This is a genomic window from Arthrobacter sp. TJ-254 (genome assembly GCF_058269175.1).
In genome coordinates, this window is sequence record NZ_JBZCNF010000001.1 from 944,234 (window position 1) to 967,062 (window position 22,829).

Annotated in this window: 21 protein-coding genes; 11 read left to right on the forward strand and 10 right to left on the reverse strand. The window is 66.9% G+C overall.

Features of this window, described 5'->3' with window-relative positions; genetic code table 11:
• Window positions 1–104 precede the first annotated feature (104 nt).
• The 3 genes from AC4D14_RS04520 to AC4D14_RS04530 all read left to right on the forward strand — a co-directional run bounded on the left by AC4D14_RS04520 (window position 105) and on the right by AC4D14_RS04530 (window position 2,171).
• Window positions 105–365, forward strand: a complete 261-nt coding sequence (locus tag AC4D14_RS04520) for a DUF2630 family protein (protein ID WP_490900371.1) — start codon at window positions 105–107, stop codon at window positions 363–365.
• A 270-nt stretch (window positions 366–635) separates the two neighbouring features.
• Window positions 636–908, forward strand: a complete 273-nt coding sequence (locus AC4D14_RS04525; RefSeq protein ID WP_490900372.1) for a hypothetical protein — start codon at window positions 636–638, stop codon at window positions 906–908.
• Between the two features lie 294 nt (window positions 909–1,202).
• On the forward strand, window positions 1,203–2,171 hold the full coding sequence (locus AC4D14_RS04530) for an oxidoreductase (RefSeq protein ID WP_490900373.1): 969 nt from the start codon (window positions 1,203–1,205) through the stop codon (window positions 2,169–2,171).
• A gap of 114 nt (window positions 2,172–2,285) precedes the next feature.
• On the opposite strand, the gene AC4D14_RS04535 is transcribed toward AC4D14_RS04530, so the two are convergent.
• From AC4D14_RS04535 to coaE, 4 genes are all read right to left on the reverse strand, one after another.
• The gene (locus AC4D14_RS04535) at window positions 2,286–3,323 is read right to left on the reverse strand and encodes a TerC family protein (RefSeq protein WP_490900374.1); all 1,038 of its coding nucleotides are present in this window, start codon (window positions 3,321–3,323) and stop codon (window positions 2,286–2,288) included.
• A gap of 131 nt (window positions 3,324–3,454) precedes the next feature.
• A complete protein-coding gene (locus AC4D14_RS04540) occupies window positions 3,455–5,281 on the reverse strand; it encodes a hypothetical protein (protein WP_490900375.1) in 1,827 nt (608 codons plus the stop codon).
• A 4-nt stretch (window positions 5,282–5,285) separates the two neighbouring features.
• Window positions 5,286–7,364, reverse strand: coding sequence for an excinuclease ABC subunit UvrB (uvrB, locus tag AC4D14_RS04545; protein ID WP_490900376.1), 2,079 nt, complete (start codon window positions 7,362–7,364; stop codon window positions 5,286–5,288).
• 87 nt (window positions 7,365–7,451) lie between these two features.
• Complete coding sequence (coaE, locus tag AC4D14_RS04550) at window positions 7,452–8,429, reverse strand: dephospho-CoA kinase (protein WP_490900377.1); 978 nt, start codon at window positions 8,427–8,429, stop codon at window positions 7,452–7,454.
• A 106-nt stretch (window positions 8,430–8,535) separates the two neighbouring features.
• On the opposite strand from coaE, the gene AC4D14_RS04555 reads away from it, so the two are divergent.
• Window positions 8,536–10,188: a RecQ family ATP-dependent DNA helicase gene (locus AC4D14_RS04555; RefSeq protein ID WP_490900378.1), complete on the forward strand. Its 1,653-nt coding sequence runs from the start codon at window positions 8,536–8,538 to the stop codon at window positions 10,186–10,188.
• Window positions 10,189–10,219: 31 nt separating this feature from the next.
• On the opposite strand, the gene AC4D14_RS04560 is transcribed toward AC4D14_RS04555, so the two are convergent.
• Window positions 10,220–10,558, reverse strand: a complete 339-nt coding sequence (locus AC4D14_RS04560) for a DUF8129 domain-containing protein (RefSeq protein ID WP_490900379.1) — start codon at window positions 10,556–10,558, stop codon at window positions 10,220–10,222.
• A gap of 374 nt (window positions 10,559–10,932) precedes the next feature.
• On the opposite strand from AC4D14_RS04560, the gene AC4D14_RS04565 reads away from it, so the two are divergent.
• From AC4D14_RS04565 to AC4D14_RS04580, 4 genes are all read left to right on the forward strand, one after another.
• Window positions 10,933–11,160, forward strand: coding sequence for a hypothetical protein (locus AC4D14_RS04565; protein ID WP_490900380.1), 228 nt, complete (start codon window positions 10,933–10,935; stop codon window positions 11,158–11,160).
• A 98-nt stretch (window positions 11,161–11,258) separates the two neighbouring features.
• Window positions 11,259–11,969 carry a GAF and ANTAR domain-containing protein gene (locus AC4D14_RS04570; protein WP_490900381.1) on the forward strand — a complete coding sequence of 237 codons (711 nt, stop codon included), beginning with the start codon at window positions 11,259–11,261 and terminating at the stop codon, window positions 11,967–11,969.
• A gap of 9 nt (window positions 11,970–11,978) precedes the next feature.
• Window positions 11,979–12,422 (forward strand): hypothetical protein, encoded by a 444-nt coding sequence (locus AC4D14_RS04575; protein ID WP_490900382.1) that lies wholly within the window; start codon window positions 11,979–11,981, stop codon window positions 12,420–12,422.
• Window positions 12,423–12,569: 147 nt separating this feature from the next.
• Window positions 12,570–13,712, forward strand: a complete 1,143-nt coding sequence (locus tag AC4D14_RS04580) for a class I SAM-dependent methyltransferase (RefSeq protein WP_490900383.1) — start codon at window positions 12,570–12,572, stop codon at window positions 13,710–13,712.
• Window positions 13,713–13,893: 181 nt separating this feature from the next.
• Here AC4D14_RS04580 and rpsA read toward each other — a convergent pair whose 3' ends face one another.
• The 3 genes from rpsA to polA form a co-directional block, all read right to left on the reverse strand.
• Window positions 13,894–15,366 carry a 30S ribosomal protein S1 gene (gene rpsA / locus AC4D14_RS04585; protein WP_490900384.1) on the reverse strand — a complete coding sequence of 491 codons (1,473 nt, stop codon included), beginning with the start codon at window positions 15,364–15,366 and terminating at the stop codon, window positions 13,894–13,896.
• 264 nt (window positions 15,367–15,630) lie between these two features.
• Window positions 15,631–16,950 (reverse strand): GNAT family N-acetyltransferase, encoded by a 1,320-nt coding sequence (locus tag AC4D14_RS04590; RefSeq protein WP_490900385.1) that lies wholly within the window; start codon window positions 16,948–16,950, stop codon window positions 15,631–15,633.
• A gap of 78 nt (window positions 16,951–17,028) precedes the next feature.
• Window positions 17,029–19,791, reverse strand: coding sequence for a DNA polymerase I (gene polA / locus AC4D14_RS04595; protein WP_490900386.1), 2,763 nt, complete (start codon window positions 19,789–19,791; stop codon window positions 17,029–17,031).
• On the opposite strand from polA, the gene AC4D14_RS04600 reads away from it, so the two are divergent.
• The 3 genes from AC4D14_RS04600 to AC4D14_RS04610 all read left to right on the forward strand — a co-directional run bounded on the left by AC4D14_RS04600 (window position 19,790) and on the right by AC4D14_RS04610 (window position 21,140).
• A complete protein-coding gene (locus tag AC4D14_RS04600; RefSeq protein WP_490900387.1) occupies window positions 19,790–20,275 on the forward strand; it encodes a PaaI family thioesterase in 486 nt (161 codons plus the stop codon). The genes polA and AC4D14_RS04600 overlap by 2 nt on opposite strands.
• An 88-nt stretch (window positions 20,276–20,363) precedes the next feature.
• Window positions 20,364–20,585, forward strand: a complete 222-nt coding sequence (locus tag AC4D14_RS04605) for a hypothetical protein (protein ID WP_490900388.1) — start codon at window positions 20,364–20,366, stop codon at window positions 20,583–20,585.
• 60 nt (window positions 20,586–20,645) lie between these two features.
• A complete protein-coding gene (locus tag AC4D14_RS04610) occupies window positions 20,646–21,140 on the forward strand; it encodes a hypothetical protein (protein WP_490900389.1) in 495 nt (164 codons plus the stop codon).
• 86 nt (window positions 21,141–21,226) lie between these two features.
• Here AC4D14_RS04610 and AC4D14_RS04615 read toward each other — a convergent pair whose 3' ends face one another.
• Both AC4D14_RS04615 and ligD read right to left on the reverse strand, forming a co-directional pair.
• On the reverse strand, window positions 21,227–21,664 hold the full coding sequence (locus tag AC4D14_RS04615) for a response regulator transcription factor (protein WP_490900390.1): 438 nt from the start codon (window positions 21,662–21,664) through the stop codon (window positions 21,227–21,229).
• A gap of 89 nt (window positions 21,665–21,753) precedes the next feature.
• Complete coding sequence (gene ligD / locus AC4D14_RS04620; RefSeq protein ID WP_490900391.1) at window positions 21,754–22,776, reverse strand: non-homologous end-joining DNA ligase; 1,023 nt, start codon at window positions 22,774–22,776, stop codon at window positions 21,754–21,756.
• Between the last annotated feature and the right edge of the window lie 53 nt (window positions 22,777–22,829).

Here is a 22,829-nt window from a genome sequence, read left to right on the forward strand (position 1 = left end):
CCGCGGATCTGCCCGTCACGCAGCGCCCCTGCTCTGGTCTTTCGGCCGCCCGCTCAGTACCCTGACGGGTACGGCGGTCAGTAAAAAGTCGAAAAGGGGACACCGTGGACGATCAGAACATCCTCGAACGCATCAAAGCGCTTGTGGCCGAAGAGCACGACCTGCGCCAGACCGGTGAGGAAAGCGTGCGCGGCGGGCAGAACCAGGTGCGCCTGCAGCGCCTCGAGGAGAACCTCGACCAGTGCTGGGACCTCCTGCGCCAGCGCCGCGCGCGGCTTGAGTTCGGTGAGGACCCGAATAAGGCGACGGTCCGGCCGGTCAGCCAGGTGGAGAATTACCTCCCACGGACCAAGGGCGGAGCGTAGACCCCCGCCGTCGAACGCGTGAACGGCGGGGCGGGGCGGCCTGAAAGGCGGCCCCGCGGCAACGCCCGGCGGGGCGCCGGTGCCCAACGGGCTGGGCCGCACCGTTCGTCAAGGCCTCCCCCACCTTTTTCCTTGCCTTTACGGCCTCGCTAGGGCGCCGCTAGATTATGCAACCAGCGGCCAAAGTCCCGCTGACGGGCGGGAGCTCACCCCGTCCGAGACCGGAACGTCCTGCCCGCATGTCCGCGGGCTTAGGTAAAGGAGCATCACGTGGTCCCCACCCCGCAGCAACCAGTAACGGATGACAGCATCCAGGTCCGCCAGCTCAGCCACTACCAGTTCAGCTGGGTCGCCGGAGAGCCGGGCCAGCCCGGCACCTACACCCTGCAACTTGTCCTCGACCAGGGCGCGTGGGAGGAAGTGCTGACCCTGGACCCGGATGATGCGGACAACCTCCAGGATCTCCTCGTCGCCTCCGAGACAGTGTTCTACGACGTGCGCCGCCGGACGCTGATGTTCGGAACGACGAGCACCGGTCACTGAGCCGTTTCCTTACCGGATCCGCCGACGGCGCCGCAGGCTTCCTGCGGCGCCGTCCGTTTGTCCAAGGACGACCGCCCCGCCCCTGACGGTGCAGCAGCGGTCCCCTGCTCCCTTCGCTGGGTTCCCTTCGCTGTGTCCTTCGCCGTGGGCGCAAGCCCGGCCGGGGTGCCGGGCGCCAAGGTAGACTGAACGTTCAGCGAGTGTCGAACAATGACGTCATATTCCATTGCGCACCGCCCCCGGCAAGCAGGAAGAATCTCCTGCGCCGTCCCACCCGGAACGAAGGACTCCCCCATGAACACGCCTCAGAAACCGCTGCCCTCCGGCTTCGGTCCGACCACCACTGCCGCTGAACTGGTCGCCGGACGCGACCTGACCGGGCGCACGGCCATCGTCACCGGCGGATCTTCGGGCCTCGGCCTCGAAGTGACGCGTGTCCTTGCGGGAGCGGGCGCTACGGTGATCGTTCCGGCGCGTGACGCAGATAAGGCCCGGACGGCGCTGGCCGGGCTCGAGGGTGTGGAACTCGAGCCCCTTGATCTCGCCGACCCCGCCTCGATTGATGCCTTCGCCGACCGCTTCACGGCATCGGGCCGCCCCCTGCACCTGCTGATCAACAACGCCGGGATCATGGCCGTGCCGTTCACCCGGGACGCCCGTGGGTTCGAGGCGCATTTCGCCACGAACCACCTCGGCCATTTCCAGCTCACGCAGCGCCTCTGGCCGGCTCTGAAGCAGGCGCAGGGCGCCCGCGTCGTCAGCCTGACGTCCCTCGCCCACCGGTTCTCCGGCGTTGACTTCGACGATCCCAATTACGACGAGCGTGCCTACGAGAAATGGTCGGCCTACGGCCAGTCGGTGACGGCGAAGTCCCTGTTCGCACTCGCCCTCGACGCCCGGGGACGCGCTCACGACGTGCGTGCCTTCGCGGTGCACCCCGGCACCATCCCCACCGGCATTTCCAGGCACCTCAGCCGTGAGGAGCTCCAGGCGCTCGGGGCGGTCGATGAGCAGGGCGAGCCGGTGGACAACGAAGCGTACAAGAGCATCCCCGAGGGTGCCGCGACAACCGTATGGGCTGCGCTGAGTCCGCAGCTTGACGGCCTCGGCGGGGTATACACGGAGGACGCGGACATCGCCGTCGAGGTGCCCGACGACCATCAGGGCCCGAGAGGCGTCCACTCCTGGGCGGTGGATCACGAGAGTGCCGAGCGCCTGTGGACGCTCAGTGAAGAGCTGAGCGGACGCCCGTTCAGCGTGTAGCCGCACATGGAGAAGGCCGGGATCTCGTAAGCCAAGGTCCCGGCCTTCTTCACGTCCTGTGCCTCCCGCGGAGACGCTGGTGCCGCCTTGGAGGCGGTTTGGGTCGGCTTCGCGCTACTCCGCGGAGTCGGACTGCCGCGACTTCAGGTCCGCCGCGGTCAGGTCGGCGTCGACCTTGGCCGCCTTGCCGCGCGAGCTCATCAGGCTCGCAATCACTGCAACCACGATCGTTCCGACGATGACGGCGAGGGAGACGAACGTGGGGATCTCCGGGGCCCACTCAATGTGCTCGCCGCCGTTGATGAACGGCAGTTCGTTGACGTGCATTGCGTGGAGGATCAGCTTGACGCCGATGAAGGCGAGAATGACGGACAACGCATGCTTGAGGTATACGAGCCGGGTCATGAGACCGCCGAGCAGGAAGTAGAGCTGGCGCAGTCCCATCAGCGCGAAGATGTTCGCGGTGAAGACAATGAACGCGCTCTGGGTAAGCCCGAAAATCGCCGGAATCGAATCGACGGCGAACAACAGGTCGGTCAGGCCGATCGTGACGAAGACGACGAGCATCGGGGTGAAGACCTTCTTGCCGTCGACGACCGTACGGAGTTTCCCGCCGTCGTACTTCTCCGACATGGGCAGCACGGCCCGCAGCTTGGTGACGAGCTTGTTCTCGCCGGCGTGTTCCTCGTCTTCCCCCGAGTCAGTCGCCTGCTTGTAGGCGGTGTAGAGCAGGAAGGCGCCGAAGATGTAGAAGACCCAGCTGAAGTTCTCGATGACTGCTGCGCCGAGGACGATGAAGATTCCGCGGAGGATCAGCGCGATGATGATGCCCACCATGAGCACTTCCTGCTGATATTTCCGGGGAACCGAGAAGCGCGCCATGATGATGATGAACACGAAGAGGTTGTCGATGCTCAGGCTGTACTCGGTGATCCAACCGGCGACGAACTGGCTGCCGTACTCAGGGCCGGTGAAAATGAACATGAGGACAGCGAAGATCAGCGCCAGGGAAACATAGAAGGCGACCCACAGGCCGGCTTCCCTCATTGAGGGCACGTGCGGCCGCTTGACGACGAGCAGGAGGTCGAAGAGGAGGACGAGTCCGAGCACAATAAATGTGCCTATCTCGAACGCGATGGGCAATTCGGGCATGAAACGCCTTTCGGGAGCTGCGACGGAAGTGCGTAAGTCTCTCCGCCGGGGCACGTTCGCCGACCGACCGCTACGCCCGGCGGAGCTTCGCTGCCCTGCGTGTTGACGTTCGTAGCGCTTGGGATACTCCCCTACGTAGGGTCAATCGTACCGGCGGCCTGCCGGTATGGAGAAATAGGTTCCTCATCCGCGAGGGCTTCGACATGTGAGAGGATCTCCCGGGAGTTCCAGTACCCCTCATGCCCGCGGATCACACCGTACTCGTCGGGGTCGGGCAGCTTCACGTTTGCCGCGCCACGGACCGGAGCCGCGAGCGGGTCGGTGTCGCGCCAGAAATTGACCCAGCTTGTTGAGCGCTCGGCCAACCGCCGAAACCATTCCTCGGGAAAGTAGGCGGGGAAGAACACCGAGTAGAAGGGACCGAGCGGGGACCCGGTCGTCACCAGGTGGACTTCGCTGCAGCGTCCGAGGATCCGGGTGTGGGCAATCAGCCAGGCGCAGATGACGCCGCCCTGGCTGTGCGCCACCAGGGCAACCCGGGACGGCCTCGCCTTTTCCGCTTCGAGTCCGATTCCGGCGATCACCGCGTCGCGGTAGGACGCTCCCGAGAGCGGATGGTCCCTCACCGGCCAGAACCCCGCGGCGTCGGCCACCTTCCCCAGCACTTCCTGCAGGAGCCTCAGCTGCCCGAGCAGCAGCGTGAGGACGACCACTGCCCCTGCCACCTGCAGCAGGAGGATTGCCAGTGCCAGCCAGGGGCCGCCGAGCCGTCCCTCACCCATGCTCACCGCCGCGGCCATGCCGGCGAGGCCGAGCGCGCTCGCGAGTGGCAGGAGGACCGGGAGGAACACCGGGGCGCGCTGCACGATCCGCTGCCCCCAGAGCAGGCGCTCCCGTCTTCCGCCCCACAGCGGGGACAGGCCCAGGGATCGTTCCTTCAGGAGGACCAGCACAGCCGCGGCGAGGGCTCCAAGGAGCGCCAGAAGCGCAAGCAGCGGAAAGAGGTCGAGCCGGCTGTCACCGGCGTCGGCCGGGTTGTCCCAGGCGAGCAGGACCCGGGAGGCCGCGTCGACGCGGGCCCGGCCCCCGAACAGGCCGACGACGTAGCCGAGCAGGTTATCAAGCACCATGCGTACCAGCGCGTTCACCGTATGCATGAGGTAGAGCCCGATGGTGAGGAGGCCCATTGCGGCAAGCAGCGGAACCTGCTCCCCCCGCGCCGCGCGGGGCCCGAGCCAGTAGCCCAGGACTGAGAGGAAGCCCAGGGCCAGCACGAGCAGCATGCTCCCCGCCACCCAGGCGGCCATGGCGTCGAGGCGGTACAGCCCGTCCGGGCCGGCCGATGAGGGCCAGCGCCGGTAGACGGCCTGGCCGGGCAGGACGGCGGCGAGGACGACGCCGGTCATCAGCAGTGCGGCCGCGTGACCGGCGGCGACGATCCCGGCCCGGCGCCTGCGCTGCTCCTCCTGGCGGCGGATGACGTTCACCCACCGGTACCCGAGGAATCCGGCCATGAGCAGGGCCGCGGCGACGGGAACGACCCGCACCGCCCCCGTCGTGTCCGCCACGGAGAGCGGCCCCGCGAGATGCTTCAGCAGTGTCTCGCCCAGGACGGTCAGCCAGGCGAGCTGGGTAAGCGTGAACAGCAGCGCCACGCCCTGGAGCAGCCACCAGTTGAGGGAGGCGGTGCCGGTTCGCCCGGCCGGCCGCTCGATCATCCGCCCTGCCACATTGGCGAGGGTGAAGGGGAACACCAGGTACCAGAGGAAACCGGTGCGCCTGCGGTTCGACCGCGACCAGTTGATCAGGCTGAGGCTGTGCCGCGGGAGCACCGGCGGTTCGGCGGCCTCGGTCCAGGGATTCAGCCGCCGGACGAGCGGGCTCATGATGCTGTTCAGGTACTCCTGCTGGCCGACTCCGTGTATCCGAAGCTCGACGAAGCGCCCCCGGCCGGGCATACCGCTACACGTGCCCGGCCGACTGCATCTGGCGCAGTTCCTTCTTCAGGTCACCGACCTCGTCGCGCAGCCGGGCGGCGAGTTCGAACTGCAGTTCCGTTGCCGCGGCGTGCATCTGGTCGGTCAGCTGCTGGATCAGGTCTGTGAGGTCCTCGGCCGGCACAGCGGCGAGGCCCTCCCGGTGCGTTCCCTTCCCCGGCTTCTGCTTCCGGCCCTTCGAGGCGGCCTCGAGCAGCTCCCGGGTGTCGGCGTCCTCCTTGTTGATGGTGTCGGTGATGTCGGCGATCCGCTTGCGCAGGGGTGTCGGATCGATGCCGTGCTCAAGGTTGTGCGCCACCTGGATCGCGCGGCGGCGGTTCGTCTCATCGATCGCGCGTTCCATCGAGTCGGTGATCCGGTCGGCGTACATGTGCACCTGGCCGGAGACGTTGCGTGCCGCGCGTCCGATTGTCTGGATCAGCGAGGTCGCGCTGCGCAGGAAGCCCTCCTTGTCGGCGTCGAGGATGCTGACCAGCGACACCTCGGGGAGGTCGAGCCCCTCCCGGAGCAGGTTGATTCCGACGAGCACGTCGAAGGTGCCCATGCGCAGTTCCCGCAGCAGCTCAACCCGCCGGAGCGTGTCGACGTCGGAGTGGAGGTACTCAACCTTGACGCCGTGCTCGAGGAGATATCCGGTGAGATCCTCGGCCATGCGCTTGGTGAGAGTTGTGACAAGCACCCGCTCGTCACGCTCGGTCCGGGTGCGGATCTCGTCGAGCAGGTCATCGATCTGACCCTTGCTGGGCTTGACCACGATCTCCGGGTCAACAAGGCCCGTGGGGCGGATGATCTGCTGCACGTACCCGTCGGACTTGCCGAGCTCGTACTTGCCGGGCGTTGCGGAAAGGTAGACCGTCTGTCCGATGCGCTCGAGGAACTCGTCCCACTTCAGCGGGCGGTTGTCCATTGCCGACGGAAGCCGGAAGCCGTGGTCGACGAGGGTGCGCTTGCGCGACATGTCCCCTTCGTACATCGCCCCGATCTGCGGGATGGTCACATGGGATTCGTCGACGACGAGGAGGAAATCGTCGGGGAAGTAGTCGAGCAGGCAGTGCGGGGCGCTCCCCTGCCCCCGGCCGTCGATGTGCCGTGAGTAGTTCTCGATGCCGTTGCAGAATCCCATCTGCTCCATCATTTCGAGGTCGTACGTCACCCGCATCCGCAGCCGCTGTGCCTCGACAAGCTTGTTTTGGGACTCGAGCTCGGCAAGGCGCACCTGCAGCTCGTCCTCGATGGCCTTGATGGCGCGCGTCATGCGCTCCGGTCCGGCAACGTAGTGCGAGGCAGGGAAGACGTACATCTCCTCCTCTTCACGGATGACGTCGCCGGTGAGCGGATTGAGGGTGTAGATGTTCTCGACCTCGTCGCCGAAGAACTCGATCCGCAGCGCCTGCTCCTCGTACATGGGGATGATCTCCACGGTGTCGCCGCGCACACGGAAGGTCCCGCGGTGGAAGTCCATGTCGTTGCGGGTGTACTGCATGCCCACGAACTGGCGCAGCAGGGCATCCCGGTTCATCTCCTGGCCCTTGCGGAGGGTGACCATCTTCTCGATGTACTCTTCGGGCGTGCCAAGGCCATAGATGCACGACACTGTCGCAACAACGATCACGTCGCGCCGGGTCAGGAGGGCGTTGGTGGCCGAGTGCCGGAGGCGCTCGACCTCCTCGTTGATCGAGGAGTCCTTTTCGATGAACGTGTCAGTCTGGGGCACGTACGCTTCGGGCTGGTAGTAGTCGTAGTAGGAGACGAAGTACTCGACCGCGTTGTTGGGCAGCAGTTCCCGGAACTCGTTGGCCAGCTGGGCGGCAAGCGTTTTGTTCTGCACCATCACCAGCGTCGGCCGCTGCACCTGTTCGATCAGCCACGCCGTCGTCGCGCTCTTGCCGGTGCCGGTGGCGCCGAGCAGGACGACGTCCTTCTCTCCGGCCTTGATCCGTTCGCTCAATTCGGCGATCGCGGTGGGCTGGTCCCCCGCCGGCTGATATTCGCTGATTACCTCGAACGGGGCAACAACCCGCTTGATATCCTGCGCAAGACTCATACCTAGTACGTTAGCGTCTTCCGCGGACAACGGCGGTCCGCTTTGCTTGAGGCTGAACCCGGTTCCGGCAGGTGACGGTGCGCGGCGTCAGAGGGCCTTTGCGGTCCAGGCCGGCGAGTCGAGCGTCCGCACGCGCAGCTCCGCCGCCCTTCCCGGGTCGGCGCTTGCGTGACGGCGTTCCACAGCCCCGGGCTCGCCCGTGGGGCCGACCGGCGGGAATCCCGCCGCCGCAAACACCTGCGCAAGGGCGGCGGCGTCGTCCGCCGAACCCACACCGGCCTGGAAGTCGAGGACGTCCAACGCCCGGGCACCGGGCTGGGCCGTCGGTCCGATGTGCTCGACGGCGAGCACGCGGGGGTCGACCCTCTCCAGCCGGGCAGCGAGACGCGCCGCCTGGGAGGGCCAGCGGGGGTCGTATGCCACAGGCGGCGCCGCCGGGCGCACCGCGGGCACGCGGGCCGTCAGATTGTCCCTGAACGGTACGAGCCGCTGCTCCCACAGGCGGTCGACCTCGGCCAGCGTGTCTTCGGGAAGCCCCGAGTTCTCGATCACGATGTCGGCGATGCTCTTGCGTTCCTCCCTGCCCGCCTGGGCAGCGATGCGGCTGAGGGCCGCCGCCTCGCTGAGCCCGCGGTCCCGCACCATGCGTGCCACCCGCAGGTCGTCGGGGGCATCGACGACAATGACCAGATGGAACCGCGCCCCCTGGCCGGTTTCGGCGAGCAGGGGCAGGTCTTCGACGACCACGGCACCGGGCGGGGCGGCACGGACGAGCTCTTCCGCCCGCGCGCGCACCCTTGGGTGAACGATGGCGTTCAGCCGCTTCCTCGCCTCGGCATCGGCGAAGACCCGTTCGCCGAGGGCCGCGCGGTCGAGGGTGCCGTCGGGGAGGAGGACTTCGTTGCCGAATTCGGCCGCCACCTCCTTCAGCCCGTCGGTACCTCTGGCCACCACCTCCCGCGCGATGATGTCGGCATCGACAAGCACGGCGCCGAGGCCTCGCAGCCGCTGGGCCACAAGCGATTTCCCTGCAGCGATCCCTCCGGTCAATCCCACGTTGAGCATCCGCCTAGGGTAGCGCGGCGAACCCTGTCAAGGCCGACCATCCTGCCCGGAGCACCCCTCCGGCACGATATGCTAAGTCGCCTTAGTTCTTTGCCGGGGAAGGTTCATGGCCACTTCACTTACCCACCTCGAGGAAGCGGCGTCGTCGCTTTTCGGTTGGCACGACCTCCGACAGGGCCAGCGCGACGCGATGCAGGCGCTCCTTGACGGGCTGGACACGCTTTGCGTGATGCCCACCGGATCCGGAAAGTCGGCCATCTACCAGGTTCCCGGAATGGTCCTGCCGGGTACCGCCGTCGTTATTTCACCCCTGATAGCCCTGCAGCGGGACCAGGCCGACGCGATCAACGAGAGCACCGGTGACACCCGCGCGTACGTGCTCAACTCCTCGCTCGGCCAGGCAGACGCCGAGGAGGCGTGGGCCGCGTTGACGGAAACGGATGAGGCGCACAGGGCCAAGTTCCTGTTCCTCGCCCCGGAACAGGTTGCCCGGGCCGAGGTCATCGAACGGCTGCAGTCCCTTGAGGTGTCGTTGCTTGTCGTCGATGAGGCGCACTGCGTCTCGGCGTGGGGGCACGACTTCCGCCCGGACTATCTGCAGCTCGGGCACCTCGTCGACGCGCTGCGCTGCCCGGTCCTGGCGTTGACCGCCACCGCGTCGAAACCGGTGCAACAGGAAATTGCCGAACGGCTCCACCTCGACTCCCCCGTCGTGCATGTCGAGGGTTTCGACCGGCCGAACCTCTTCCTCGACGTGATCCAGCATGTCGGGGAGCGGGACAAGCACCGCGCAGTGCTCGAGCAGGTGCCCGGCCTCGAACCGCCCGGGCTCGTGTATGTCGCCACACGGAAGTCCGCCGACACCCTCGCGGCCGAGCTCCGGGAACGCGGCGTCAGGGCCGACTCCTACCATTCGGGGCGGCGCGCCGGGGAACGGAATGCCGTGCATGAGGGGTTCATGCGAGGGGAGGTCGACGTCGTCGTCGCCACCACGGCGTTCGGCATGGGAATCGACAAGCCCGACGTGCGGTTCGTGCTCCACGAGGCGATTGCCGATTCACTCGACAGCTATTACCAGGAGATTGGCCGCGGAGGGCGCGACGCACTTCCGGCAACCGCCACCCTTCACTACCGGCCGGAAGACCTCTCCCTGCGCCGGTTCTTCGCCGCGAAGACCGCTGACCGCGCCGACCTCGCCGGCATCTTCGCCGTGGTGAAGGCCGGGCAGGAGCCGGCGACGGCCGCCGCGCTCTCAACGCTCACCGGATACAGCCGGCGCAGGACCGCGGGGCTGCTGAATCTGCTTGAGGCAGCCGGAGCCGTCTCCGCACGCGACGGCGGGTACACCGCGGAAGACATATCCTCGGACCTGGCCGCCGACCGTGCCGCCCGGCAGGCGGAGATCCGGGAGGCGATCGACAAGTCGAGGGTGGAGATGATCCGCAGGTACGCCGAGACCAGGGGATGCCGGCGCCAGTTCCTCCTCGGCTATTTCGGCGAGGATCTGCCCGAGGCGTGCGGGAACTGCGACAACTGCGCCAACTTCGCCGACGACCCGGAGCCTGCCGTTGAAATCCAGGGAACCGCGGGGCCGTACCCGCTGCAGTCGGGCGTGGAGCACGCCGAATGGGGTCCAGGCGTTGTCATGAGCTACGAGGAGGGCGCTGTGACGGTCCTCTTCGAATCCACCGGGTACAAGACCCTCTCGCTTGAACTCGTCGAGGCCAGGAGACTCCTGCGTCCCGCCGCCGACCGATGACCTGAGCCTGACCCGCCGGGCGGCAAGGCGCTCAGCGGGGCTGGCTGGGGTTGGTTGGATCCCCCTGCGACGGCGGATTCACCGGAGGTCCCGACGTCGAGGGGCTGACCGGTGAACCCGCCCGGCCCTGCGTCATCTCCGGCATGCTCGTCGCCGCCGCATCCGAAAGATCGGCGCCGTTCCGCACGGCCTCAAGCCGCCGCTGCAGCACCTGCACGACGGGCAGGCGGTTGCCGTGCTGTTCCTCGAAGGCAAGGAGGGCTGTCAGCTGGCCTTCGTCGAGGGATGTGATCCGCGACGGAAGGGTTCCCAAAGGAATATGGTCATAATCCGCAAGGGGAAGCTCGTTGTGCTTAGGGGAATCGTTCACTGTTCCTCCAACCTCGTCGGTGCCGTGGAGCCAGCGTATAGATGCCGGACTGCCACCGGCAACCAATCCCGGGAACCCCGTTCTCCGCCGCTCCCCCGGGCCGGGCAAGCGCGTCCGGCCGGCGCTTCCACCTTTTTCTTGCAGGCAGTGACCGCGCACCATAGGCTGGGAGAGGTTGAGCAGACAGCCATGGAGCTGCCTACGGAATCGCCCTTCGACATCCAGCGACAACGCTCCCCAACAGCCGCCACCTGCCGGAACCCACCGCACGTGGTGTTGCACCGGGGTCGGTGCCGTGTCTTCGGAAAAGGGAATGTAGCCAGATTCAGATCCGCAAGACTCCGGTTCCCTGCCGCCCGTAGAAAGACATTCCCGTGAACACTCATACCCTCCGAATTCTCGAAACCGCGGCAGCTCAACTTGAGTCGGCGGAGTTCCAGCGGGACCAGGCCGCCAGTGCTCTTCAGTCCCTGGTTCTCGAGGCAGTCGGCAACGGCGGCACCGTGGTTGAGGTAGCTCACGCTGCTGAGCTGCCACCCGAGGCAGTCTTCGCGATGTGCGACCAGTGTGGCGGCGATTATGCGGGGGCACTGGTCATCTGAATCGTCACGGCCGGTCCCGGTTTCTCCTCCGCCGCGGCGCACTGTGTATGCTGAATTGGCCCGCAGCCCGCGGCGCCAACCCCCTGTGTGGAGTGCCAATGATGAACCTACCGCCGGAAGAACTTGTCATGGCGCGCATCCGGGGCCTCCTCCTCACTGAGTCCCGCGCCGGCACCGCCGTCGAAGGCCTTGCCGAGGCGATCAAGAAATCGATCCCCGGCTCGATCGGTGCGGGCGTCAGCATTATGGACGCCGAGGGTGGGCGCAGGAGCACGGGCTACACCGATGACGTGGTTGCCGCCGCCGATGCCATTCAGTACGAATTGGGGCAGGGCCCCTGCCTCACCGCCTGGGCCGGCAGTTCGACGGTACAGATCGATGACGTGCGCACGGAGACCCGCTGGGCGATGTGGTGCGCCGCCGTCGCCGACCTGCCCATCCGGTCGGTGCTCAGTACGGCGCTGATCTATGACGGCGTAGCGATCGGGGCGCTCAAGGTTTACTCGCCGCTTCCCCATGCCTTCACCGAGCGGGATCGCCGCCAGCTGGCGCTGCTCGCGACGCCTGCGGCGACGCTCCTCGGAAATGCGCAGCCGGACAAGGCACCCGCCGAACTGAGCAGGACACTCCAGGCTGCCATGCACAGCCGGGACACCATCCACACTGCACGCGGCATCGTGATGGAGCGCCGCGGCGTTGGGTCCGATGAAGCGATGCGCAGAATGCTTGACGCGGCAATGCATTGCGGAAGTGACCTGCGGAGCGTCGCCCAGAACCTCGTTGACGGCTCCGCCGACCTCCCGCGCTGAGGACTGTCAGTGAGCAACTCATTTGACCAGGAGCAGCAGCGGTTGCTGCTGCTGCGTGCCATGCGCCACGCCCACATCTCCCTGAATGACCTCTGGATCTACTACTTCGGCATCGGCGGCGACGCAGGAGAATACGAAATTGAAGCCTACCTCCATGGCTCCTTCATGCTTCCGCCGCTCCAACGGGATCTCCTTGCGCATGCGGCGAACGAGCTGATCGATGTGCAGCCGCCGCCTCCTCGCGCCCCCTACAGCACCGATGCCGATGGCACCGACGGCACTCAGGAACGGGCAGCCGCCCGTTCCGGCCGCTGGGACGACAAGCGGGACGACAGCCCCGGCGGCGAACGCAACGGCCGCGGAAGCAGCATGGCCGGGCGCGCCGAAATCCGTGACGGCGGCGAAGAACAGGACGACGACGCCGCCAACAGGGACCCTGACGGTTCCCCGTAGCATCCTGGCGGGCGGACCCTTACGCCGCGGGGTACCGGCGCCGTCTAGAATGGCGCAGGTGACTTCCAAGCAACAGGCCGCCCCAGTGGCCCCCGGCCCGATGGGGTGCGCTGCCGGGTCCTCCTCCCGGGCGGCAGGGAACACGCCTTGACGGAGTCCGAATCCCGGGCCTTCGATTTTGCGGGGCTGCGCCGCCGGCCCGATGTCGAAGCGGGCAATCTCCAGGCCTTCGACTCAGCCGATACCCTGCTGCTCGACACCGCTGCGCAGCGACTCGCGGCTGACCCCGGCGGTGTTGTAGTGCTTGGTGACAGGTACGGAGCCCTCACCCTCGGTGCGGTGTTGTTCCACGGCGCCGGGAATCCGCGTGTCCATCAGGATCCGCTTTCCCACGAGCTCGCCCTGGACGCCAACGCTGCCCGCTTCGGGGCCGAAGCCCGGTTCACCCGGCAGGAACTCGGTACCGATCTGCTGCTCGGTGCACGCACGGTCCTGATGCAGCTTCCACGCTCCCTCAATGCCCTCGATGAGGCCGCCTGGCACATTGCGGCCTACGCTGATTCGTCGGTCACCGTCTACGCCGCCGGGCGGCTCAAGCACATGACCCGGGCCATGAACACCGTCCTTGGGAAACACTTCGGTTCGGTGTCGGCCGGACTGGCCCGCCAGAAGTCCCGCGTACTTACGGCGCACTCCCCCCAGCACGCCGGGGATTCGGCCTTTCCCCTCTCGGAGGCCCACGACGTCGGCCTCGGTGAGCCCCTGACGCTCTGCGCCTACGGGGAAACGTTCGGCGGAGCGGCGCTCGATCCCGGCACCCGGTTCCTCCTGCCGCACCTCGCCTCGGCCCGGACGGCTGAGCACGTCATCGACCTCGGCTGCGGCAACGGGGCGATCGCCGCCTACCTTGCCCTCACCCGCCCGGGCATCACGGTGCTCGCCTCCGACCAGTCGGCTTCAGCGGTTGCCTCGGCCCGCCGCACCGCCCAGGCAAACGGCGTCGAGGACCGGATACGTGTGGTGAGGGACGACGCGCTGTCGGCCCAGCCGGACGGGTCCGCCGACCTGATCGTCCTGAACCCGCCCTTCCATATCGGCAGCAGCGTCCACACCGGAATCGCGGTGAAGCTGTTCGCCGACGCCGCACGCGTTCTGGCTCCCGGCGGCGAGCTCTGGACGGTCTGGAACAGCCATCTCGCCTACCGGCCCACGCTCGAGCGCCTCGTCGGCCCGACCCGGCAGATCGACCGCAACCCCCGCTTCACTGTGACCTGTTCCGTGCGGCGCTAGCCCATCGAGGACGCACAACCGACGCCCCATACGCCCTTGGCCCGGTCATTGCTGCACCCTCGATGGGTGCGCCGGCAAGTACTGCACTGTCGATGGACACCCTTGGGCATGCCGGGGCAAAAAGAAGGACCCCCACCAGCCGGCGGGGGTCCTTCTCAGTGTTCGGCGGAAGCCGGAGGGTTTAGGCTCCGGTCAGCTTCTCGCGGAGAGCCGCAAGCGCCTCGTCCGAAGCAAGCGTGCCTGAACCGGTCTCGGCAGCAACGGGCTCCGAAGAGTAGCTCGTTGCGTTCGACTCCACAGGCTCGTTCGCTGCAGCGGCGTCGTCGGACGCGTGCTGCACAACCTGCTTCTTGTGGGACTCCCAGCGGGCCTGGGCCTCGGCGTACTGAGCCTCCCAGGCGGCGCGCTGGGTCTCGTAGCCTTCGAGCCATTCGTTCGACTCGGGGTCGAAGCCCTCGGGGTACTTGTAGTTGCCCTCTTCGTCGTACTCTGCGGCCATGCCGTAGAGCGCCGGGTCGAACTCGGTGCTGTCGGCGTCGACGCCCTCGTTGGCCTGCTTGAGGCTGAGGGAGATGCGGCGGCGCTCGAGGTCGATGTCGATGACCTTGACGAAGAGCTCGTCGCCAACGGAAACGACCTGCTCTGCAAGCTCAACGTGGCGGACTGCCAGCTCCGAGATGTGGACAAGGCCTTCGATGCCGTCTTCGACGCGAACGAACGCACCGAACGGAACCAGCTTGGTGACCTTACCGGGAACAACCTGGCCCAGCGCGTGCGTGCGGGCGAAGGTCTGCCAGGGATCTTCCTGCGTGGCCTTCAGCGAGAGCGAAACACGCTCGCGGTCCAGGTCGACTTCGAGAACCTCGACTGTGACTTCCTGGCCAACCTCGACAACCTCGGACGGGTGGTCGATGTGCTTCCAGGACAGCTCGGAAACGTGAACCAGGCCGTCGACGCCACCGAGATCCACGAACGCACCGAAGTTGACGATCGAGGAGACGACGCCCGGGCGGACCTGGCCCTTTTCGAGCTTGTTGAGGAAGGTCGAGCGGACCTCGGACTGGGTCTGCTCGAGCCATGCACGACGCGACAGCACAACGTTGTTGCGGTTCTTGTCGAGCTCGATGATCTTCGCTTCGATCTGCTGGCCGATGTACGGAGCCAGGTCGCGAACACGACGCATCTCGACGAGCGATGCGGGCAGGAAGCCGCGCAGGCCGATGTCGAGGATAAGTCCACCCTTGACAACTTCGATAACGGTACCGGTGACGACGCCGTCTTCTTCCTTGACCTTTTCGATGTCGCCCCAGGCGCGCTCGTACTGTGCGCGCTTCTTGGACAGGATCAGACGGCCTTCTTTGTCTTCCTTGGTGAGCACCAGGGCTTCGACCTGATCGCCGACGGAGACAACGTCTCCGGGATCAACGTCGTGCTTGATGGAAAGCTCGCGGGAAGGAATGACACCCTCGGTCTTGTAACCGATGTCGAGCAGGACCTCGTCGCGGTCAACCTTGACGACCGTACCTTCGACGAGATCGCCGTCGTTGAAGTACTTGATGGTTGCGTCGATTGCTGCGAGGAAGTCCTCAGCGGTACCGATGTCGTTGATGGCGACCTGCGGGGTACCTTGCTTCTCGGTGGTGGTGATGGTCATGTAGTTGGGGCTCCGTTGTGGAAGTTTTCTTGATCCGGTCATTACGGACGCTGAAGGTCAGCCCAAAGGCTGGCGATCCAGGGGAATCCGATGTCCGGAAGCGGACAGATTGGATAAAACCTAAAAAGCGGTTCTATTGGTAATACGCAAGGCCGGGTTCGGCGGAGCCGACCCGGACCACAGCGCAATACGCGCCCGTCTAGTCTAACTTCGCGGGGCAACCCAGTCAAAGCGGGAAAGGTACTCTCCCCCGCTTGCTGCCTCCTAGAAATGCGTGATGCAGTAAGGGTTCTCAGGAACGTGGAACAGCGCGTCCAGGCTTTCGACGGCACCAGCGGTGAGAGCGGTGATTGAGCCGCCGGCTGCGAGGGCCGGGGCGCGCACCCCTCCGAGGTAGAGCGAACCGAGGGCCGTGACGTCCAGTTCAGCATCGGCGGGCGCACCCGCGTCGAGTTCCCGGACGCGGGCGCCGCCGTCGGCCGTGTCGATCTCGAAGGTGCCGGCAGCGATCCCGAGGGGGTCGCCCACGCGGAGTACCAGCCGGCCCGGCGACGTGTACGGGCGGGCCTCAAGGGCGGCGGTCGGGTCGAGGATGCGCAGCCAGAGCACGTCGTCGCTGCCCGTCACCCGGTAGGACCTCCTGTCCTGCAGCGCCCACGGAAGTGGGTCGTCGAGCCGCGCGCCGCCCCAGGTGACCCGCTGCACGAGATCGAGGTCGCCCAGGTACCGCCACAGCTCCCGGTAAGCCTCGGGTGTCGCCGCGACGAGGTCGAGGACCTTCATCGTGTAGGGGGTGGTGTCCCAGCCGGCAAACTTGTAGCTGACGTATCCGACGGCCTCGCCGTCGGCGTCGTAGTGGGCCGCCATGCGCACTCCGCGGTCCTCGACCGGGCGCTCCCGCCCCCACCGGCCGCTTGCCCTGCGGGCGTAGGAGTACTGCCGGCCGACGGAGCCGAGGGTGCCGGCCTGGAACCGGGCGAACACGGATTCCGCCGTCTCGACGGCGCTTTCGGGCGCGACGATGGCCGTGGTGCCGATCCGGGGCGCCGAAATGGCGAACCGCTCGGTGACATCGACCTCGATGCTGTTCGCGAAGGTGGCGCAGCCGAAGCCGAACCGCCCATAGATCGTCGCCTCCGAGGCCATCAATGCAGCCACGGCTTTGCCGCCGGCCGCGGCCGCGCGCAGGTCATCGCTCATCACCGAACGCAGGATCCCCCTGCGTCGGTGGCTTGCGCGGACCGTGACTCCAGTGATCAGGTGCGCATCGAGCTGGGCTCCCCCGCCCACGTTCAGCGAGTTCACCATCGTCCCGTACGTGGCAACCGGAACCTTCGCATCCAGCGACGGCGCGGCCTGCTCCCGATCATGCACGCCCGTGAGGGTGCGGGCGTCGGCGGAGAACGCTTCCACGTACTTCGGGTAGTCCTCGTCGGCGACGTCCGGCTCGTGGAATCCGAGGTTCTCCGCGATGAACCACTGGGCGAACCGTCCGTCGGGCGAAGCATCCTCCTTCCCCGACACCAGGAAGGAATGGACATCGAAGGGAGCGGCGGGGCCTGTGGGAAGCATGTTGTCGGTCACACCGACCCACCCTAGACTGCGGGCGCCTTCCCTGCCACCCCCTTCACCGCCACCCTCCCGCAGGCGGCGGGGCGGGACCTAGTGGGCCGCCTCGTGCCAGCTCAGGCCGGTTCCGACAGACACATCCAGGGGAACCGACAGCTCCGCGGCGCCGGCCATCTGCTGCCGGACCAGGGCTTCGACCTTTTCCGATTCACCCTCGGCGATCTCAAGCACGAGTTCGTCGTGGACCTGCAGCAGCATGCGCGAGGAGAGGCCTTCGGCCTTCAGCGCCCGGTCCACGCCGAGCATCGCCTTTTTGATGATGTCCGCCGCCGAGCCCTGGATCGGCGCGTTCAGTGCCGCCCGTTCCGCCATTTCGCGCAGTTGGCGGTTGTCGTTGGAGAGGTCGGGCAGGTAGCGCCGCCTTCCCTCGATGGTTGAGGTGTAGCCGTCCTTGCGGGCCTGCTCGACGATGCCCCGCAGGTAGTCCCGAACGGCGCCGAACCGCTCGAAGTAATCGCGCATCAGGGTGCGGGCCTCGTCGACGGAAATCGCCAGCTGCTTGGACAGCCCGAAGGAGCTCAGCCCGTATACGAGTCCGTAGGACATGGCCTTGACCTTCGAGCGCATGGCGCTCGTCACTTCCTCGGGCGCCACCCCGAAGATGTGGGATCCGACGAACCGGTGGAGGTCCTCCCCCTCCTGGAAGGCGGAGATCAGCCCCTCATCGCCGGAGAGGTGGGCCATGATGCGCATCTCGATCTGCGAGTAGTCCGCGGTCATGAGGCTCTCGTAGCGTGTCCCGTCGGTTCCGCTTCCGACGACGAACACTTCGCGGATGCGCCGGCCCTCATCGGAACGCACCGGGATGTTCTGCAGGTTCGGGTTGATGGAGGAGAGCCGGCCCGTTGCGGCGACTGTCTGCGCGTAGGTCGTGTGGATCCGGCCGTCATCGGCGACTGACTTGCGCAGTCCCTCGACGGTCTGGCGGAGCTTGGTCGCATCTCGGTAGGCCAGCAGCTGTTCGAGGAACGGGTGGCCTGTCTTGACGATGAGGTCCGTCAGGGCGTCGGCGTCGGTGGAGAACCCGGTCTTGATCTTCTTCGTCTTGGGCAGCCCGAGCTCGTCGAACAGGACCGTCTGCAGCTGTTTGGGCGACCCGAGGTTGATCTCCTTGCCAATGATGCGGAATGCCTCGGCGCCCGTGGAGCTGATGGTCTTGGAGAAGTCATCGAGGAGCCGGTCGAGGCGCTCGACGGAGACGGCGACGCCGGTGAGTTCCATTTCCGCGAGCACCTCGGAGAGTGGGAGCTCGAGCCCTCCAAGGAGCTGGTTGGCGCCGCGCTCCACGAGCTGCCCGGCGAAGTGTTCGCTCAGGCGCAGCGCCGCGAAGGCCCGCACCACCGCGGGGCCCGCTACGTCCTTCTCCCCTAGTTCGAGGGCGAGCTGGCCTGAGGTGTCGCCGGGCCCTGCGCCGAGGGTCAGCCTCAGGTGGTACTGGCTCAGGTCGGCGAGGTCGTAATTGCGGCGGTCGGGCTGGATCAGGTAACCGGAGATCGCCGTGTCGTCGACCTCCCCGGCCAGGCGCAGTCCGCGTGGGGCGAGCAGTTTATACGCCTCTTTGAAGTCGTGAACCACCTTTGGCGCGTCGAGGTCCTCGAGCCAGTGCGCCAGCACCTGCTCGGCTTCGGCGTCGAGCCCCTCAAGGGGCACGAATGCCGCCGCGGTCGACGTCACGATCGCAATCCCGACGACGTCGGCGCCGCCGGTTGTCGCTTCGGTGGCAAGGTGAACCGCGGCAAGCGCCTGGTTCGTCGCCTTGAGCCATGAGGTGAGTTCGGCCGCGTCGGTGAGGACAACGTGGGGCGGCGGGGTAAGTTCGTCGGCCGACTCCTCGGATTCTTCCTCGCCGAAGAGGTCGAAGAGCCGCTTCCTCAGGGTGTTGAACTGCAGCGAGTCGAAGAGGTCCTCGACGGCGAGGCGGTCGGGGTGCTGGGACACCATGGCGTCGAGGTCGACGGGGAGGTCGAGGTCGGTGAGCAGCCGGTTGAGCCGGCGGTTGCGCCGGACGTCGTCGGCATGGGCGCGGAGGGCGTCGCCGACCTTGCCGCCGATTGAGTCGAGGTTCTCGAGGATGCCCTCGAGCCCGCCGTACTGGCGGATCCATTTCGCGGCCGTCTTGGGGCCGACGCCTGGCACGCCGGGGAGGTTGTCGGCGCTCTCCCCCACCAGGGCGGCGAGGTCGGAGTACTGGTGGGGCGGCACGAAGTACTTCTCCTCGATGGCCTTTGCGTCCATCTGCGGAATGTTCGTGACCCCCTGCTTGGGGTAGAGGACAGTCACGCGGTCGTTGACAAGCTGGAAGGCGTCGCGGTCACCGCTGACCACCTGGACGTCCCAGTCGACTCCGGCGGCCCGGGCGGCGAGCGTTGCCAGGATGTCGTCGGCCTCGTACCCGTCCATGGAGATGGTGGGGATCCGCATCGCCTCCATGACCTTGATGATCAGGTCCACCTGGCCGTGGAATTCCTCGGGGGTCTTGGACCGGCCCGCCTTGTACTCGGAATACTCCTCGGTGCGGAACGTCGGGGTATCGAGGTCGAACGCGACGGCAACGTGGGTTGGCTTCTGGTCTTTGATGAGGTTGATCAGCATCGCCGTGAACCCGTAGACGGCGTTGGTGTGCTGACCCGTATCGGTTGAGAAGTTTTCGGCAGGAAGGGCGAAGAACGCCCGGAACGCCATTGAGTGGCCGTCAATGACCAGCAGCCGGTTGCGGGGGCCCTCTGTTCGGGGCGGGGCGGTCAGGGTGGATGCTGGTTTGTTGATTTCACTCACAGGTGCCAGCCTAGTTGCCATGGTCGACAATTTCACTCAGGCCCCCGTGGGCCGCCCCGAGGACAGCCCGTATGCAGCCGAGCTCACCGCAGCCGGTGTTCCACCCGAAATGCATGAGTGGCTGGGCAAGCACGGCATCGGGCGGTTGACCGCGAAGATGGGAATCCGGTTCCTCGAAATGAGCCCCGAGCGCATGGTTGCCACGATGCCGGTCGAAGGAAACGAGCAGGTCGCCGGCATTCTCCACGGCGGGGCGCACCTGGTCCTCGCCGAAACCCTCGGCTCCTTCGCCGCGGGGATCCATGCCGGCCCCGGCCGGCATGCCGTGGGAATCGAGATCAACGCCACACACCACCGCAGCATCGCCGCCGGCGTGGTCACGGGAACCGCCGTCGCGCTTCACCTGGGCAGGACCCTCACCACACACGAAGTCGTGATGACCGACGAGGCCGGGCGCAAGTTGTCAACGGCACGGATCACGAACCTCATCCGCGACTCGCGCTGAGCACCTTTTTCTTGCCGCGCCGCGCAGCCCGTGCCTACGGTTGAGGGACTGAAGGGATCCTCAACAGCGGCGATCAGATGGAGTTACCGTGCAAGCGAAACAAGCAAAAGCCGGTGCCGCCGTTCTCGCACTTTGCGCTTTCCTGCTCCTGGGCTGCGACAACACGGCAGGCGGGGAAGAAGCCCCTCCCGGTGAAACGCAGCAGCAGACCGCGGAGACCGAAAACAAGGACGAGGACAGCGGCGCCTACGATGACAACAGCGGCGTCGACACCGACCAGGACGACGACGCACAGGGAAATGATCAGTAGCTTCGCCGCCCCGGCGGACCTGCCGCCAGGCCCGGGCCGACGCCGTGGCGGTGTGCCGGCGTGAAGGCGGGGCGCGCGGCGCTGCTTCGATCCGCCGCGGTGCGGGGCGCCCTCGCGGGACTCGCCGGCACGTGCGTGATGACGGTCGGTGAAAAACTCGAGCAGGCATTGACCCGTCGGCCCAATTCGTACGTTCCAGGGCGTACCTTACTGATCCTGCTGCGGCGCCCCGTCGGTAAAGGTGCGAAGCCGAAGGGGTGGAACTGGGCGATGCACTGGGCCACCGGAGCAACGCTTGGGGCGCTCCGCGGGGTCTGGGCAGTAACCGGCATCCGAGGCGGCACCGCGAACGCCGCCCACACCGTTGTCCGACTGGCCTTCGACCAGACGCTCGAGAACGCAACGGGCGCCGGAGCCGCGCCGTCGCTCTGGCCTGGTGGGGAGAAGGTTATCGACTACCTCCACAAGGCGGTCTATTCGCTGGCGACGGGAGCCGCCGCAGACCGGTGGATCGCCCCGCGGCTTGTCTCGCGGCAGGGAGTGCGCAGCCGCTGAGGGCTGCGGCACCGCAGTGCACTTCACTGCACTGCACTGCATTGGTGAGCTTGCGTCAGGCGGACCGCCGCCCGCCGTGGAACTGCCTACTTCGGCTGCGAGCCGGGCACCGGCGAGAGCCTGCGGTCCACAGCAGGCAGGGGCACTTCACGCTCCTGAAGCCCGGTCTGGATGAGCTGGCGGAGATCAGCCGGACGGAAGGGTTTCGTCAGGTATTCGTCGGCACCTGCGGCAACCCCCCGCTCCTCGTCGCCTGGATCAGCCCGCGCGGTGAGCATCACGATCAGGGTCTTTGAGAACCGTCGAATACGGCGGGCGACCTCGAAGCCGTCGATGTCGGGCAAGCCGATATCCAGTGTCACAACCGCCGGCCGGATCTGGCGGACCATTTCGACGCCTGCCTGCCCCGCGGGAGCCGTGTGGACACGGAAGCCGTCGCCAGTGAGCACCGCGTGGAGAAGATCACGGACGTCGTCGTCATCCTCGATAACCACGGCATCGCGGATCGGAGCGTCAAAAGGCATGCGGCAATTCTACGTCCTGGCGCTGTGCACCGGCGCATCCGCCCGGCAGGGCCGTTCGGCTCCGGCGCGCCGGGCCGCTGGCAGGCACCTCAACTGGGCCTGCGTGCGCGGCTTGGCTGCACACGGGGCGGCTCCCCGGGCATCTTGGGGTAGTCCGGAGGGAACGGGAGCTCACCCAGACCGGCTTTGACGTCCCGCTCCCACCACGCCAGCAGCGTGTCGATCGTGCCTGCGAACGAGTCCATCGCGGCCCATGGATCGCCCAGTTCCGCCAGGCGCCCGGGCACCGTGGCGATGGTCAGGGTCCGGGGGTCCGCGGATTCCAGCTCCTCCCAGCGCAGCGGGCAGGAGACCGGTGCGTGGGCCAGCGGACGGGGGCTGTACGCGCCGGCCATGGTGCGGTCGCGGTTGGCCTGGTTGTAATCGACGAAGACCTTCTCCCCGCGCTCCTCCTTCCACCAGGCGGTTGTGACCGTTTCCGGCATGCGGCGCTCCAGTTCCCGGGCGGCGGCGATCACCGCGTGCCGGACCTCGAGGAATTCATGGGTCGGTTCAATGGGCGCGAAGACGTGGAGCCCGCGGTTGCCCGAGGTCTTGATGAACGCGGTGAGCCCGGCCTCCCGAAGGAGCGAGCGCAGTTCAAGGGCAGCGGGTACGGCGTCGTCGAAATCGGTGCCGGGCTGGGGGTCGAGGTCGATCCGCAGCTGGTCCGGGTTGTCTGTGTTGCCGGTACGGGAGGGCCACGGGTGGAAGACGATCGTGTTCATCTGCACGGCCCACACCGCCGCTGCCGGTTCGTCAAGGACGAGCTGCGGGTGCGAGCGTCCGCTGGGGTAGACGACGGGAACCGACCGCACGTAGTCGGGTGCGCCCTTCGGCGGGTTCTTTGAGAAGAACTGGTCGCCGTCGATTCCGCCGGAAAACCTCTGCAGTGACAGCGGGCGGTCTCCGTTCGCTGTGAGGAATGCCTCCCCCACATCGACGATGTAGCGGGCGAGGTCCAGCTTGGTCAGGCCCAGGTCGGGCCACAGCACGCGCCCCGGGCTCGAGATGCGGACATCGCGCGCGCCGGAGGGGCCGTCGACGGTGAGGGTGGTTTCTTCGCGGGCCATTTGAACAACCTACTCCGCGCAGCCCGCCACGTCAGCGGCCATGTCTGCGTGCG

Excerpts from the sequence above, each read along its gene's own strand:
- AC4D14_RS04530 (WP_490900373.1), top strand. The coding sequence starts at position 1,203 with ATGAACACGCCTCAGAAACCGCTGCCCTCCGGCTTCGGTCCGACCACC.
- AC4D14_RS04535 (WP_490900374.1), bottom strand. The coding sequence starts at position 3,323 with ATGCCCGAATTGCCCATCGCGTTCGAGATAGGCACATTTATTGTGCTC.
- AC4D14_RS04540 (WP_490900375.1), bottom strand. The coding sequence starts at position 5,281 with ATGCCCGGCCGGGGGCGCTTCGTCGAGCTTCGGATACACGGAGTCGGC.
- uvrB (WP_490900376.1), bottom strand. The coding sequence starts at position 7,364 with ATGAGTCTTGCGCAGGATATCAAGCGGGTTGTTGCCCCGTTCGAGGTA.
- coaE (WP_490900377.1), bottom strand. The coding sequence starts at position 8,429 with ATGCTCAACGTGGGATTGACCGGAGGGATCGCTGCAGGGAAATCGCTT.
- AC4D14_RS04555 (WP_490900378.1), top strand. The coding sequence starts at position 8,536 with ATGGCCACTTCACTTACCCACCTCGAGGAAGCGGCGTCGTCGCTTTTC.
- AC4D14_RS04570 (WP_490900381.1), top strand. The coding sequence starts at position 11,259 with ATGATGAACCTACCGCCGGAAGAACTTGTCATGGCGCGCATCCGGGGC.
- rpsA (WP_490900384.1), bottom strand. The coding sequence starts at position 15,366 with ATGACCATCACCACCACCGAGAAGCAAGGTACCCCGCAGGTCGCCATC.
- AC4D14_RS04600 (WP_490900387.1), top strand. The coding sequence starts at position 19,790 with ATGGTCGACAATTTCACTCAGGCCCCCGTGGGCCGCCCCGAGGACAGC.
- polA (WP_490900386.1), bottom strand. The coding sequence starts at position 19,791 with ATGGCAACTAGGCTGGCACCTGTGAGTGAAATCAACAAACCAGCATCC.
- AC4D14_RS04615 (WP_490900390.1), bottom strand. The coding sequence starts at position 21,664 with ATGCCTTTTGACGCTCCGATCCGCGATGCCGTGGTTATCGAGGATGAC.
- ligD (WP_490900391.1), bottom strand. The coding sequence starts at position 22,776 with ATGGCCCGCGAAGAAACCACCCTCACCGTCGACGGCCCCTCCGGCGCG.